This is a genomic window from Sulfitobacter sp. G21635-S1, from assembly GCF_027213915.1.
Lineage (GTDB): Bacteria > Pseudomonadota > Alphaproteobacteria > Rhodobacterales > Rhodobacteraceae > Sulfitobacter.
The window spans coordinates 78,555-92,899 of sequence record NZ_JAPWGV010000007.1; the positions used below are offsets into that span (position 1 = coordinate 78,555).

The 14,345-nt window shown below is 61.8% G+C and carries 11 protein-coding genes; 9 read left to right on the top strand and 2 right to left on the bottom strand.

All coding sequences use genetic code 11. From position 1 onward, the window contains the following. Position 1: 1 nt before the first annotated feature. Genes tsaE through trxA form a run of 6 tightly spaced genes read left to right on the top strand, consistent with a single transcriptional unit; the run spans position 2 to position 8,805 of the window. Positions 2–469 carry a tRNA (adenosine(37)-N6)-threonylcarbamoyltransferase complex ATPase subunit type 1 TsaE gene (gene tsaE / locus O4H53_RS09225; protein WP_269363163.1) on the top strand — a complete coding sequence of 156 codons (468 nt, stop codon included), beginning with the start codon at positions 2–4 and terminating at the stop codon, positions 467–469. Then, positions 463–1,449 (top strand): aminoglycoside phosphotransferase family protein, encoded by a 987-nt coding sequence (locus tag O4H53_RS09230; protein ID WP_269363165.1) that lies wholly within the window; start codon positions 463–465, stop codon positions 1,447–1,449. Before tsaE ends, O4H53_RS09230 begins: the two co-directional genes overlap by 7 nt. Further along, on the top strand, positions 1,446–2,132 hold the full coding sequence (locus tag O4H53_RS09235; protein ID WP_269363166.1) for a nucleotidyltransferase family protein: 687 nt from the start codon (positions 1,446–1,448) through the stop codon (positions 2,130–2,132). Before O4H53_RS09230 ends, O4H53_RS09235 begins: the two co-directional genes overlap by 4 nt. Then, positions 2,125–5,082: a double-strand break repair protein AddB gene (addB, locus tag O4H53_RS09240; protein WP_269363168.1), complete on the top strand. Its 2,958-nt coding sequence runs from the start codon at positions 2,125–2,127 to the stop codon at positions 5,080–5,082. The genes O4H53_RS09235 and addB overlap by 8 nt, the downstream gene beginning before the upstream one ends. After that, on the top strand, positions 5,079–8,447 hold the full coding sequence (addA, locus tag O4H53_RS09245) for a double-strand break repair helicase AddA (protein WP_269363170.1): 3,369 nt from the start codon (positions 5,079–5,081) through the stop codon (positions 8,445–8,447). The genes addB and addA overlap by 4 nt, the downstream gene beginning before the upstream one ends. A gap of 37 nt (positions 8,448–8,484) precedes the next feature. Beyond that, entirely contained in the window at positions 8,485–8,805 is a 321-nt protein-coding gene (trxA, locus tag O4H53_RS09250) for a thioredoxin (RefSeq protein ID WP_114274056.1), read from the top strand. Between the two features lie 47 nt (positions 8,806–8,852). On the opposite strand, the gene O4H53_RS09255 is transcribed toward trxA, so the two are convergent. Then, positions 8,853–9,758 carry a hypothetical protein gene (locus O4H53_RS09255; protein WP_269363172.1) on the bottom strand — a complete coding sequence of 302 codons (906 nt, stop codon included), beginning with the start codon at positions 9,756–9,758 and terminating at the stop codon, positions 8,853–8,855. A gap of 106 nt (positions 9,759–9,864) precedes the next feature. Between O4H53_RS09255 and hslV the strand changes: the two genes are divergently transcribed. After that, positions 9,865–10,422: an ATP-dependent protease subunit HslV gene (gene hslV / locus O4H53_RS09260; RefSeq protein WP_269363174.1), complete on the top strand. Its 558-nt coding sequence runs from the start codon at positions 9,865–9,867 to the stop codon at positions 10,420–10,422. A gap of 4 nt (positions 10,423–10,426) precedes the next feature. Here the strand turns inward: hslV and O4H53_RS09265 are convergent, their stop codons facing one another. Further along, positions 10,427–11,623, bottom strand: a complete 1,197-nt coding sequence (locus O4H53_RS09265; RefSeq protein WP_269363176.1) for a patatin-like phospholipase family protein — start codon at positions 11,621–11,623, stop codon at positions 10,427–10,429. A 63-nt stretch (positions 11,624–11,686) separates the two neighbouring features. On the opposite strand from O4H53_RS09265, the gene hslU reads away from it, so the two are divergent. Both hslU and O4H53_RS09275 read left to right on the top strand, forming a co-directional pair. Continuing rightward, complete coding sequence (gene hslU, locus O4H53_RS09270; RefSeq protein WP_269363178.1) at positions 11,687–12,994, top strand: ATP-dependent protease ATPase subunit HslU; 1,308 nt, start codon at positions 11,687–11,689, stop codon at positions 12,992–12,994. A gap of 47 nt (positions 12,995–13,041) precedes the next feature. Further along, a complete protein-coding gene (locus O4H53_RS09275; RefSeq protein WP_269363180.1) occupies positions 13,042–14,259 on the top strand; it encodes an MFS transporter in 1,218 nt (405 codons plus the stop codon). Positions 14,260–14,345 lie beyond the last annotated feature (86 nt).

Below are 14,345 nucleotides of genomic sequence, written 5' to 3' on the forward strand. Positions count from 1 at the left end.
CATGACCAAGCTGACCCGTAGCCTTTGTTTTTCAGATGCAGAACAGACAGGCATCTATGCCGCGCGGCTTGCCCGGCATCTGGGGTCTGGTGACGTGATCCTGCTGTCCGGCGACGTGGGGGCGGGCAAGACTCACTTTGCAAGGTCGCTTATTCAATCGCTTCTGGCTGAGCCCGAAGATATCCCGTCACCAACCTTCACCCTGGTCCAGACCTATGAGACGGCGGAGGCCGAGATCTGGCACGCGGATTTGTATCGGCTGACCTCTGTACAGGAGGTCGAGGAACTGGGCCTGATCGACGCCTTTGCAACGGCAATCTGTCTGGTCGAATGGCCCGACCGGCTGGGCGCGCTGACCCCACCATCGGCGCTGTCACTTGGCTTCAAACCGGGACAATCACCAGATGCGCGGTCGGTGCGCGCCACATGGCAGGATCCCCGCTGGACCGAAACCGTGACAGCATGGTAGCGCGCAGGGACAAGGCCGCGCGTTTCCTGTCGGAAAACGGCTGGAACCCGGCGCGCCGCATCCGCATCGCCGGGGACGCTTCCAACCGTGCATACGACCGCCTGACGCGGCCCGACGGGACCACGGCGATCCTGATGGATGCCCCGCCCGACACCGGGGAAGACGTCCGCCCTTTCATCCACCTCGCCGCCTATCTGCGCCAATGCGGGCTGAGCGCGCCTGCGGTCATGGCTGCTGATGAAACAGCAGGCTTTCTGCTGCTGGAAGACCTGGGTGACGCGCTTTTTGCAACGCTGATGCAGGATGATCCGTCGCTGCAACAGCCGCTCTACAAGGCTTCCGTGGACGTGCTGATTGCCCTGCACCGGGCCGATCCTCTGCCGCTGCCGGATTGCGATGCCGCCTGGCTGACCGAAATGACGGCGCCGCTGTTCGACTGGTACCTGCCGGAGGCCGGGGCAGAGATCCGGACGGCATTCCTAACCGCATTCCATCCCTTTGCAGATCAGATCGCAGCCGCGCCCAGGGTCACGATCCTGCGCGACTATCACGCGCAGAACCTGCTTTGGCTGCCTGGCAGGGCAGATGTGGCGCGGGTTGGTATCCTCGACTTTCAGGATGCCCTTGCCGGACACCGGGCCTATGACCTGGTTTCCATCCTGCAGGACGCCCGCCGCGATGTGACGGCCGAGATCGAGGCGGAGATGCAGGAGTATTACCTGTCGAAATCACCCGTCGACCCGATTGATTTCAGGCGGAGCTACGCCGTTCTGGGCGTGCAGCGCAATCTGCGCATTCTGGGCATCTTTGCCCGCCTCGCGAAGCGGGACGGCAAACCATCTTATGTTGATCTTGTTCCACGGGTCTGGAACTATGTGAAACGCAACCTCGCCCATCCTGACCTTGTGCCTTTGGCCCGTGCGCTTGACGCAATTCCGGAACCGACGCCAGCCTTCCTGGAGCAGTTGAAAACCACATGAGCCCCCTGCCCCTGATGTTGTTTGCCGCCGGGTTCGGCACCCGGATGAAGCCGCTGACCGATGACCGGCCAAAGCCATTGATCGAGGTTGCGGGAAAGCCGCTTGTGGATCACGCCCTGGACCTTGCCCAGGAGGCGGATTGCACACCCATCGTGGCGAACCTGCATTACAGGGCAGAGCAGCTTGAACATCACCTTGCAGGCACCGGCGTGGTCACTTTGGTCGAGCGGCCCGATATCCTGGATACCGGGGGCGGCTTGCGCAATGCGCTGGGTGTTTTGGGCGGTGATACCGTGGTGACGATGAACACCGATGCGATCTGGTCGGGGCCCAACCCCATCGACCTGCTGCAAAGGGCATGGGAGCCGGACAGGATGGATGCCTTACTGATCTGCATCCAGCTGGCCCGCGCCACGGGCTATAACGGCACCGGGGATTTCACGCTTGGGCCAGACGGCAGGCTGATCCGGGGGCCGGGCGTGCTTTACGGTGGCGTTCAGATCATCAAGACCGAGCTGCTGCACGACATTCCGGAAAATGCGTTTTCCCTCAACCTCTTGTGGAACATGATGTTGGACCGCAAGCGGTTGTTCGGCCTGTCCTATCCAGGGTTCTGGTGCGACGTGGGGCACCCCGCTGGCATCGCCCAGGCCGAAGAGATGCTGGCCGGCTCCAATGTTTGAGCCGACAGATAAACCGCGGGTCTTCGGGCTGGCACCCGGCGTTGAATTCCCGGCCGGGTTGATCCAGGGCATCCGGGAAAGACTGAAAGGCCAGCCACCCGAGTCCATCGCCAGGGTCGAGCTGATCGTCAACAGCCAGCGCATGCGCCACCGTCTGCGGCAGTTGTTTGACGCCGGACCGCCGGGGTTCATGCCACGGGTGTCCCTGGTGACCAATCTGGATCACCTGTTGCAGAACCAGACCATTGCCCGGGCAATCTCTCCGCTGCGCAAGCGGCTGGAACTGACCAGGCTGGTGTCGAAATTGCTCGAATCCGATCCCGAACTGGCACCGCGCAGCGCCCTTTACGATTTGGCTGACAGCCTCGCGAGCCTGATGGATGAGATGCAGGGCGAAGGCGTTTCGGCCTCCAGCATCGCCGAACTCGACGTCAGCGACCAATCCGGTCACTGGGCACGGGCGCAGCAGTTTTTCAGCCTCGCGCAGGGCTACCTTGACCAGACGGACAGCACCCCCGATGCTGAAGCAAGGCAACGCATGGTTGTCACCGCTCTTGTCAAAAACTGGCAGGATGCACCGCCGCAGCATCCCGTGATCCTAGCCGGTTCAACCGGGTCTCGCGGCACCACATCGCTGTTGATGCAGGCTGTCGCACAATTGCCGCTGGGCGCCGTTGTCCTGCCGGGGTTCGATTTTGAAATGCCGACGGCGGTCTGGCAGGATCTCGATCAGGAGGTCATTGCCGAAGATCACCCGCAATACCGCTTCCGGGCGTTGATGCGGGCTCTGGACATGCCCAGCAGCGCGATCCGCAACTGGTGCGGCACATCCGCACCCGGTTCTGCGCGCAACGCGCTGGTCTCGCTGTCCCTGCGCCCTGCCCCGGTAACCCATGCCTGGCTGAGCGAGGGTCCGGCGCTGGGGGATCTCCTTGCGCCAACCGGAAACCTCACGCTGGTCGAGGCACCAACCCCAAGGATCGAGGCCCAGGCCATCGCAGCCCGCCTGCGCACCGCCGTGGAAGAGGGCAAGACAGCGGCCCTGATCACACCCGACCGGATGCTCACCCGTCAGGTGACATCGGCGCTGGACCGGTGGAACATCCTGCCCGATGACAGTGCGGGCACGCCCTTGCAACTGTCGCCGCCAGGGCGTTTCCTGCGGCATGTCGCAGACCTTTTCGTGCGGCCCCTCGATGCCGAAGCTTTGCTGACCCTGCTGAAACACCCGTTGACCCACAGCGCGGCGGACAGGAATACCCATCAGTTGCACACGCAGCGCTTCGAGATGCGGGTCAGGCGCGACGGCCTGCCCTATCCCGATCCCGCAGGACTGACGCGGATTGCCCGCAAGATTGCGGATCATCTGAACGCGCCGGATGATTTTCTGGATTGGGCAAATTGGGTCAGTGAGACTTTTTGCCATCACGAAACGGCGGATGATCAACAACTGGACACCTGGACAAGGGCGCATCTGGCGCTGTCCGAACGGATCGCCGCGGGCAGATCGACAGACGACACCTCGCAACTGTGGAAGAAGACCGCAGGCCGCGCCGCGCGCGAGATGATGGAGGCGCTTTCAACCGAAGCCAGCCATGGCGGTGCGCTTTCTGCCCGGGATTATGCCGATCTGATCGCTGCCCTGCTGTCAGAGCAGGAAGTGCGGGATCAGGACGGCCCGCATCCGAATGTGATGATCTGGGGTACGTTGGAAGCGCGGGTACAGGGTGCCGATCTGGTGATCCTTGGTGGTCTGAACGACGGCAGCTGGCCTGAATCACCGCCCCCCGATCCCTGGCTGAACCGTCAGATGCGGCTCAGGGCGGGATTGCTTTTGCCGGAACGGCGCATCGGGCTGTCGGCCCATGACTATCAACAGGCCATCGCCGCGCCGGAGGTCTGGCTGAGCCGCTCCATTCGGTCGGACGAGGCGGAAACCGTTCCGTCGCGCTGGCTGAACAGGCTGGAAAACCTGTTGTGCGGCCTGCCGGATCAGAACGGCCCGCAGGCCTGGGCAGAGATGCAGGCGCGCGGGAATGCGTGGCTGGACCAGGTCAGCGCGCTTGAGGCGATCGCGCGGGTTCCACCCGCCATACGCCCCTCGCCCCGGCCACCGATTGCCGCACGGCCACGGGCGCTTTCGGTTACTGAAATCAAACGGCTGATCCGCGACCCCTACGCGATCTATGCCAAACACACGTTGCGCCTGCGCCCGATCAACCCGCTGGTTCAATCGCCGGATGCACCGGTGCGCGGCATTGTTCTGCACGAGATCATGGAGAAATTCGTCAAACGCGTTTGCGAAGACGAGACATGCCTCACGAAACAGGTGTTGATGGAAACGGCCCGCGCGGTACTGAAAGAGGCAGCACCCTGGCCCGCCGCCCGGGCGATGTGGCTGGCTCGGATCGAACGGGTCGCCGACTGGTTCATCGCGCAGGAAAAGATCCGCCAAAGCTATTCCAGCCCGGTCAGTTTCGAAAAGGCCGCGAAAGGCACGCATGTTTTCGAGGATCTGGGCTTTACCCTCACGGGCTATGCGGACCGGATCGACAAGACAGATGAAGGCGACGCGCTGATCTACGATTACAAGACCGGCACGCCCCCCAGCAAGAAAGAGCAGGCGCTGTTCGACAAGCAATTGCTGATCGAAGCGGCGATGGTCGAGGAGGGCGGATTTGCCGAGGTTGGCGTCGCCCATGTCGCCCACGCGGCCTTTATCGGCCTTGGCGGTAAACCGGTGGAGGTGCCCGCCCCCCTTGCAGAGGAGCCGCCGGAAACGGTAATGGCCGGGTTGAGAGAGCTTATAGGGCATTATTTCGTCCCTGATCAGGGCTTTACCGCAAGACGGCTGGTCAAGACCGAAGATGCTGCGGGGGATTACGACCAGCTTGCCCGTTTTGGTGAATGGGATGGCACATGCGACCCGACACCCGAGGATCTGACATGATTTTCGATGACGCCACCCGCGCGCAGATTGATGCGGCGCGCCCGGATGCCTCTACCTGGCTGGCGGCCAATGCCGGCTCCGGCAAGACCCGTGTTCTGACCGACAGGGTGGCCCGGCTGCTGCTGGACGGGGTGCAACCCGATCAGATCCTCTGCCTGACCTACACCAAGGCGGCCGCATCCGAGATGCAGAACCGCCTGTTCCGGCGGCTGGGCGAATGGGCAATGCTCAAGGACGATGATCTGCGCGGTGCGATGGCAAAGCTCGGTATCGAGGTGCAATTGTCACCGGAAGACCTGCGCAAGGCCCGGACCCTTTTCGCGCTGGCCATCGAAACCCCGGGCGGGCTGAAGATCCAGACCATCCATTCCTTCTGCGCGTCTCTGTTGCGGCGTTTTCCGCTGGAAGCGGGGGTAAGCCCGCAATTCAAGGAGGTCGAGGACCGCGCCGCCGACCTGCTGCGGGCAGAGATTGTCGACCAGATGGCATCAGACGCGGCGGCGGAGCATATCGCCCAGGTCGCCCGGTTCTACACCGGCGAGGATTTCGCGGGGCTCACCCGGCGGATCGTGGGCATGAGAGAGCAATTTCAGGGTGACGTCAGCCGGGAGGATCTGCTGTCGCTGCTGGATCAGCCATCGGATCTGACCTGGGCGCGGATTGAGGCGTCGGTTTTTCTGGGCGGAGAAGAGATGCTGATCGCCGATATCCTGCCGTATCTGTTGGCCAAAGGCGGGAATGACACAAAAGCCGGCGAAGCATTGCAGCAGATCGAGACTTTCGATCTGGCAGCGCTGCCCGCTCTGGAAAATGTGCTGTTGACCAAAGGGGGCGCGCAATCGCCTTTCTCGGCAAAGATCGGCAGCTTCCCCACAAAGGCGACCCAGGGGCAGATAGCGGCACAAATGCCTGCGTTAGAGGCCTTGATGCTGCGGGTTGAGGCGGCGCGGCCCGCCCGTCTGGCGCTGGAGCTTGCCGAACGTTCCTCTGTTCTGCACCGCTTTGCCGAGGTCTTTCTTGCGCGCTATGAAAACGCCAAGCAATTGCGGGGCTGGCTGGATTTTGACGATCTGATCGACAAGGCCCGCGCCCTGCTGAATGACCCGGCGGTCGCCGCCTGGGTGCTGTACCGGATTGACGGCGGCATTGATCATATCCTGGTGGACGAAGCACAGGACACATCGCCCCGGCAGTGGGATGTGATCGAAAAGCTGGCCGATGAATTCAACAGCGGTGACGGCGCGCGGCCTGATGTTGACCGCACGCTGTTTGTGGTCGGGGACAAGAAACAGTCGATCTATTCGTTCCAGGGGGCCGACCCTCGGGAGTTTGACCGAAAGGGATCCAGTTTCGAGGGGGCTTTCACAGCGGCGGGAAAGGTGTTCCAGCATCGTAGCCTGGATTATTCGTTCCGGTCGTCCAGTGCCATTTTGCGCCTTGTAGACACTGCTTTTGATCCACGGCAGGCCTTCGGCTTCGACAATCCGACAGAACATCTGGCGTTCAAACACGCCCTGCCCGGCCGTGTCGATCTGTGGCCCGTGGTGGAAAAGGCAGAGGCGGATGAAGAGCGGCAATGGACCGACCCCATCGACCGGCGCAGCGCGCGACACCACACCGTCGTATTGGCCGAAAAGATCGCGGCGCGCATTCTGGAGCTGACGCGGGACGAACATTTCATCCCGGACGACAGGGATGGCCGATATTTCCGGCGGCGCATCCAGCCGGGCGACTTCCTGATCCTTGTGCAGCGCCGCTCAGCCCTGTTTTCCGAGATCATCCGCGCCTGCAAGGCGGCCGGGCTGGCGATTGCAGGGGCGGATCGGCTGAAAGTGGGGGCCGAACTGGCGGTCAAGGACCTTGGTGCGTTGCTGTCCTTTCTTGCGACGCCGGACGACGACCTGTCGCTGGCCACTGCGCTGAAGTCGCCGATCTTTGGCTGGTCCGAACAGGCGCTGTTCGACCTGGCCCATCGGCGAGGTGATCCGAGCCTTTGGCAGGCGCTGCGCAAAAGGACGCAAGACCATGCTGACACGATCATGGTGTTGCAGGACTTGCGGGCACAGGTCGATTTCCTGAGGCCTTATGACCTGATCGAGCGGATACTGACCCGTCACGGGGGCCGCAAACTGCTGCTGTCGAGATTGGGGCCGGAGGCCGAGGATGGCATCAACGCCATGCTGACCCAGGCGCTTGCCTATGAGCGGAACGAGATCCCCAGCCTGACCGGTTTCATCGAATGGATGCAAACCGATGATCTGGAAATCAAGCGGCAGATCGATTCCGCATCAAATCAGATCCGGGTGATGACCGTCCATGGCTCCAAGGGGCTGGAAGCGCCCATCGTGATCCTGCCGGATACCGGTCAACGCAACATCACGATCCGGGACGAGATCATCCTGCTTGACGGTGTGCCGGTCTGGAAACCGACGGCAGGCGATATGCCCCAGACCGTCAGCACCGCCATCGACGCGATGAAAGGCGCCCAGTTCGATGAACGGCTGAGATTGCTTTACGTGGCGATGACCCGTGCGGAAAAGTGGCTGATGGTTGCCGCGGCGGGTGATCTGCCCAAGGACGGGTCAAGCTGGTATCAGATTGTCGCCTCGGCCCTGTCGCACATCAATGCCGTTCCCGCTGGTGAAGATGGTACCCTGCGCTTTGAAGAGGGTGACTGGGACGGGTCGGAAGCCGTGTCATTGCCGGAGGCCGGGAAAAGCACGCCGGTGGCCCATCCCGCCCTGCTGCGGGGCATCGACATCTTTGAACACCCTGCGATGGTCTGGTCCCCTTCCGATATGGGCGGCGCAAAGGCCCTGCCGGGTGAAGGCGGCGCAGAGAGTGACGCGGCCAAAGCATATGGCGTGCTGGTGCACAGCATGTTGGAAAGACTTGCGGATCTGCCGGTGGACAGCCGGGCAGCTGTCGCGGCGCAGCTGGGTGACGGCCACGACCCATTGATCCGCGACGCCGCCCTGACCGAGGCGCTTGCCGTTTTGAATGACGATGCGCTGGCGCCGATATTCGCGCCGGGCACCCTGGCCGAGGTTCAGCTGACAGCACCCATCGGTGACGCGCGGTTCAATGGCATCATCGACCGGCTGATCCTGACGCCGGGCGAGGCGCTGATAGTTGATTACAAGACCAATCGTATCGTGCCGAAGACGGCGGAGGATTGTCCCGAAGGCATCCTCCGACAGATGGGGGCCTATGTCGGGATGCTGGCTGCGGTTTATCCCGGGCATGAGATCGAAACCGCCGTCTTGTGGACCGCCACGCGAAAGCTGATGCGGCTGCCCAACAATATCGTGACATCCGCGATTGACCGCTCGCCATATCTTGACGGGCTGGGTCCGCGTTCATAGGTTCATGTCTCAAACGAATTCCTGTCAGGAGAGCAGCATGGCAACCGTCGCAGTCACAGACGATACGTTCGACGCCGAAGTGAAAAATTCCCCCATCCCCGTCGTGGTGGATTTCTGGGCCGAATGGTGCGGCCCATGTAAACAGATCGGTCCCGCCCTTGAAGAGCTGTCGGCAGAGATGGATGGCAAGGTCAAGATCGTGAAGGTCGATGTTGATTCAAACCCCAATTCACCCGCTCAGATGGGCGTGCGCGGTATCCCCGCCCTGTTCATCTTCAAGGACGGTGAAGTGGTATCAAACATGGCCGGCGCCAAACCGAAAGCAGCGCTGCAAAGCTGGATTGAGGAATCGATCTGATCCGTTGCCGACAATGACTTTTGAAAAGGGCGTCCTGCGGGGCGCCCTTATTGCATCGGCCAGCCGAACCGCCTGAACCGCGCTTCGATCCTGTCCGCCGCATCCGGCAGACCCGCGTTGATGGATTGATCTTGCCAGAACCACCAGACGTATTTGTCATAGGTCGGCTCATGGGTGACAACGCGCTGGAAACAGGCATCCAACCGATCCATCTGTGCCTGAACAGCGATGTGGTGGAAATCTATTTTAGCGAACAGAAGCGCGGGCTTGCGGAAAAAATATCCGAAATAGGCGGCACTTGAATTCTGGGTGACGACATAGTCGCAATCCCGCAAATGTTTTTCCATCTGCCCGGTTTCAACTGTCAAACGCGCATGTTTCCGCGCCAGGGCGTCCAGCTTCTTGAGCTCCGCCGCCGAATAATCCTCCTTCGGATGTAGGGTCGCCACGACAGATCTCTGGCTGTCATGATGCAGGCAATGCTCGACCATCTCCAGCGGCGAACAGGATTGGAAGGATCGCTTGCTGTCCAGCCGCCCCTGAAGCGGCACATAGACATATCCCGAACGGTTGCTGTCCTGCGCGGCCTGTCCGAACAACCGCTTCTGCCAAAAACGATAGAACCGGGCGGCATCCGGCGCCACGATATCGGGGTCAAACGATGCGCGGGCCACATCCCAGTCCCAGCGTTCCGCCGTCGCCTCTATCTGCCAGAAGGGATATTGATAGACCCGCCTGAAAACCAGACCCAGATCATTCGGGGGTGCTGCCATATGGGTCAGCGAATAGACATGCGGGGCCTGCGCCTGATCGGGAATATCACAAAATTCGACCCTGAACCGGGCTTTTCCCGCCACCTGAGCGACGAGGTTGATGAAATTATGCTGCCCCGCCTCTGCGCTGCAGCGCAGGGGTTCCTCAAGACAGATGCGCAGGATTTTCTCGTCGGCCATCCCGGATTTCTAATCGGGGGGTGGTCAGGTCACAAGGGATGACGCCCCTTGTCTGCCCGTTTCATGGGGGCCATATAGATCACAAGCAATGAGCAGGACATGGAAAATGGCAGAAGATTCATTCCCCGGATGGCATGGAACCACGATCATTGGCGTCAAGAAGGACGGCAAGGTCGTCGTGGCCGGTGACGGGCAGGTCAGCCTGGGCCAGACCGTGATCAAAGGCACCGCGCGCAAGGTGCGCAGGTTGTCCCCCGGCGGATTTGACGTGGTTGCGGGCTTTGCAGGCTCCACCGCCGATGCCTTTACGCTGCTGGAACGGCTTGAGGCCAAGCTTGAGGCGACGCCGGGTCAGCTTCAGCGCGCCAGTGTCGAACTGGCCAAGGACTGGCGCACCGACAAATATCTGCAAAAGCTGGAGGCGATGCTGATCGTCACCGATGGCAATGATCTGCTGGTCATCACCGGCGCCGGTGATGTGCTGGAGCCGGAGCACAGCATTGCCGCCATCGGGTCCGGCGGCAACTATGCGCTCGCCGCGGCGCGCGGCCTTTACGATAGCGACCGCGATGCGGAGCAGATCGCCCGCGATGCCATGGCCATCGCTTCTGACATCTGCGTTTATACCAACGGCAACCTTACCGTCGAGGCGATCGGCGGCTGACACCTCAGCCGTGCAGCGTCCTGTCCCATGACGCCGATTCGCCCCGCGCGGTGCCCAGCGCCCGCGCCCTTGAGATATATCCCGGGCCAAACGGACGGCGCGGGTTGTACCCCAGATCGCGGTCGATGCTCGTGACCTTCAGCGGCAGGCCCCGCCGCCGCGCGAATTGCAGGGTTTCCGTCAGATCCCCCACCGCCGCGTTGCGGCTGAGGATCGACAGGGCCCGCGCGCCCAGGTCCACGCCCCGGTCCCGCGCCACCTTGAACCGGGGGTCGAGCGTTTCGTTGAAGATGATGTAGATCGCCGGTTTCCAGTGCGGCAACAGATCCAGACCCGATTGCAGCACGGTGGTCGGTACGGTCAGGATCTCGCTGGTCACCGCGCCGTCGGCGTGCAGCTCCTCGAACCGGTACCCGCCGGATTCAACGACGATCCGCTGCGCCGAAAAGACCGCAGGGATGCTTGCCGAGGCGGTCAGAACCTGCCGGAAAAGCGCCAGCCGATCCGGGTTGTCCGAAGCGGCGATGCGACCAAGATCCCAGATATAGCCCCTTTCGCTGTCCAGCGATGTCGTCTGGATAAGCAGACGTGCGCCAGTCCGGTGCCGGGCCGCGATCCGGTCCAGCAGTGGCATGTCCACATAGGTGGCGACGATCTGCGCCAGCGCGCCCTGCGGATAGATGCTTTGGCCCATGACAGCGCGCAGCGGGTTGCGCGGACCGGCCAGGCTTTCCAGGCTCTCGACGGTGAATATCCGCTTCAACCCCGCGTCGCCCTGCGTGCCGAGAAACGCATAAGGCGCGATCAGCGACCCCGCGGAGACGCCGGTGACAAGATCGAAGCGGGGCCGGGTTCCGTTGGTTTCCCATCCCAGCAGATAGGCCGCGCCAAAGGCACCGCCCGAACCGCCACCCGACAGGGCCAGCCACTGGGGCCGGCCGGTGGACCGGGGCAGGGGCTGAAAGAACGCGGCAATCTCCTCGGGGCGGGCATCGGCGCTGATGCGGATGCGCTGAAATCCCGGCACCTGCGCCGATGCCGCATTTTCCGCCGTATAGGGGATGCGGGGGCTGGTGGCGCAGCCGGAAAGCGCCGCCGCCGCACCGGTGACAAGCAGGTGGCGTCGGTCAATCGTGGCCGGACGGGCCGGTTTTGTCGGAATACCCATCGCCTTTGCCGTCACTGCTGAAAAATCATCCACTCTCCGAGGTTTTCAATACCGGGCCGAACACTTATGTCAACGTAACACAGTCACGGAGCCAAAATGACCGACCTTACTCCCCGCGAGATCGTTTCCGAGCTCGACCGCTTCATCATCGGGCAGAACGACGCCAAACGTGCCGTCGCCGTGGCGCTGCGCAACCGCTGGCGGCGCAAGCAGCTGGCCGATGATCTGCGCGACGAGGTCTATCCGAAGAACATCCTGATGATCGGCCCCACCGGCGTCGGCAAGACGGAAATCAGCCGCCGTCTGGCAAAACTGGCGCGCGCCCCCTTCCTCAAGGTCGAAGCAACAAAGTTTACCGAAGTTGGCTATGTCGGCCGGGACGTGGAACAGATCATCCGCGACCTGTTGGATTCCTCCATCGCGATGACCCGCGAACACATGCGCGAAGACGTCAAGACCGCTGCGCATCAAGCGGCAGAGGATCGCGTGATCGACGCCATCGCAGGGACAGATGCCCGTGACGGCACCCGCGAGATGTTTCGCAAGAAACTGAAAGCCGGAGAGCTGGACGATACGATCATCGACCTTGAGGTCACAGATACCACCAACCCGTTCCAGATGATGGATATCCCCGGCCAGCCAGGCGGGGGTGCCGGGATGATGAACATCGGCGACCTGTTCGGCAAGGCAATGGGCGGGCGCAGGACCAAGAAGCGTCTGACCGTTTCCCAAAGCTATGACATCCTGATCGGCGAAGAGGCCGACAAGCTGCTGGACGATGAGGCCGTCACCCGCAACGCGATTGAAGCGGTTGAGCAGAACGGCATCGTCTTTCTGGACGAGATCGACAAGGTCTGCGCCCGTTCGGACGCGCGCGGCGGCGATGTCAGCCGCGAAGGCGTCCAGCGCGATCTGTTGCCATTGATCGAGGGGACCACGGTCAGCACGAAATACGGGCCGGTGAAAACCGACCATATCCTGTTCATTGCCTCTGGCGCATTTCACATCGCAAAACCATCGGACCTGCTGCCGGAACTGCAGGGCCGCCTGCCGATCCGCGTCGAACTGCGCGCCCTGACCGAAGAGGATTTCGTGCGCATCCTGACCGAAACCGATAACGCGCTGACGCTGCAATACACCGCGCTGATGGGCACCGAAGAGGTCAAGGTCAGCTTCACCGCCGAAGGCATCGCCGCGCTGGCCAAGATCGCCGCGGATGTGAACCAGTCGGTGGAGAACATCGGCGCGCGGCGGCTCTATACGGTGATGGAACGGGTGTTCGAGGAACTGTCCTTTACCGCGCCGGACCGGGGCGGCGAAGAGATCGAGGTGAACGCCGATTTCGTCGAGAAGAACCTGGGCGCATTGACCCGATCAGCCGACCTCAGCCGCTACGTGCTCTGACGCGTTTTAGGGCTTTTCATTTTCTCATGCCCCGTGGATGAAGGGGCATGAACTATCTTCAATTCCTGCGTCTCAACTGGCTCTTCCTGCTGGCAGGTTTCCTGCTGACCTTCACCTCATCCTACGGCCAGACCTATTTCATCTCGCTCTTCGCCGGCGAGATAAAGGCCGACTTCGGCCTCAGCGATGGGCAGTGGGGCGGGATATATACCATCGGCACGACGCTGTCCGCCATTACCATGGTCTGGGCCGGTGTCCTGACAGACCGGTTTCGGGTGCGAGTGCTTGCATTGTGCGTGATGCTGGGATTGGCCCTGGCCTGTGTCCTGATGGCCGTGAATACATCCTGGATTCTGCTGGTCTTTCTCATATTCGCCCTGCGTTTGACCGGGCAGGGGATGATGTCGCAACTGGGTGCTGTGGCGATGGTCCGCTGGTTCGAGGCGACGCGCGGCAAGGCGCTTTCGCTTGCGTCCATGGGCTTTGCCGCGGGGCAGGCCGTCTTGCCGGTTGTCTTTGTCGGGCTCTTCGCCGTGGCGCAGTGGCGCAGCCTGTGGATCTTGGCGGCGGCGCTGATAATCCTGACAATTCCTGTCATCATGCTGTTGCTGCGCCAGGAACGCACGCCACAGTCGATGGCGGATGAAGCACAGATTGCCGGCATGAACGGAACCCACTGGACACGGGCGCAGATGCTGCGCTCGGGCCTGTTCTTTCTGATGATCCCGATGATCGTCGGACCATCGGCCTGGGGTACGGCATTGTTTTTTCAGCAGGTCCATCTGGTCGAGGTCAAGGGGTGGGAACTGGTCGCCTTCGTCGCCCTGATGCCGATCTATACGCTGTCCTCGGTTGCAACCACCTTTGTCTCTGGCTGGGCCATCGACCGCTTCGGGGTCAGCCGCATCGTTCCGTTCCAGATGTTGCCCTTCGCGGCGTCTTTCGCGGTGCTGGCCTATGCCGATACGATTTTCATGGCCGGGGTCGGCTTGGTCATATTCGGGTTGGGGCAGGGGATGCAGAGCACCGCCACCTCGACTTTCTGGGCCGAATATTACGGCACCCGCTACATCGGGTCGATCAAATCGGTGGCCGCCGCGCTGATGGTCTTCGGATCGGCAATCGGGCCCGGTGTCACGGGCCTGCTGATTGATCTGGGGATCACCTTTCCCGAACAGATGCTGCCGATTTCCGTATATTACGTGATTGCCGCCGGGCTCGCGACCTATGGGATCATCAGATATTATCCGACGCTTGGGCGTTAGGCTCTGGACCCACTAATCTTATATGCTCAGCGGCGATTTCGCGAAATTTCAATGGTTTGGGGCGTGCAGCCAATAGTGGTTCTATT

Bases quoted from the DNA above. Each gene is read 5' to 3' on its own strand.
- hslV (WP_269363174.1), top strand. From the start codon at position 9,865: ATGGCAGAAGATTCATTCCCCGGATGGCATGGAACCACGATCATTGGC.
- addA (WP_269363170.1), top strand. From the start codon at position 5,079: ATGATTTTCGATGACGCCACCCGCGCGCAGATTGATGCGGCGCGCCCG.
- tsaE (WP_269363163.1), top strand. From the start codon at position 2: ATGACCAAGCTGACCCGTAGCCTTTGTTTTTCAGATGCAGAACAGACA.
- hslU (WP_269363178.1), top strand. From the start codon at position 11,687: ATGACCGACCTTACTCCCCGCGAGATCGTTTCCGAGCTCGACCGCTTC.
- O4H53_RS09230 (WP_269363165.1), top strand. From the start codon at position 463: ATGGTAGCGCGCAGGGACAAGGCCGCGCGTTTCCTGTCGGAAAACGGC.
- O4H53_RS09235 (WP_269363166.1), top strand. From the start codon at position 1,446: ATGAGCCCCCTGCCCCTGATGTTGTTTGCCGCCGGGTTCGGCACCCGG.
- addB (WP_269363168.1), top strand. From the start codon at position 2,125: ATGTTTGAGCCGACAGATAAACCGCGGGTCTTCGGGCTGGCACCCGGC.
- O4H53_RS09275 (WP_269363180.1), top strand. From the start codon at position 13,042: ATGAACTATCTTCAATTCCTGCGTCTCAACTGGCTCTTCCTGCTGGCA.
- trxA (WP_114274056.1), top strand. From the start codon at position 8,485: ATGGCAACCGTCGCAGTCACAGACGATACGTTCGACGCCGAAGTGAAA.
- O4H53_RS09255 (WP_269363172.1), bottom strand. From the start codon at position 9,758: ATGGCCGACGAGAAAATCCTGCGCATCTGTCTTGAGGAACCCCTGCGC.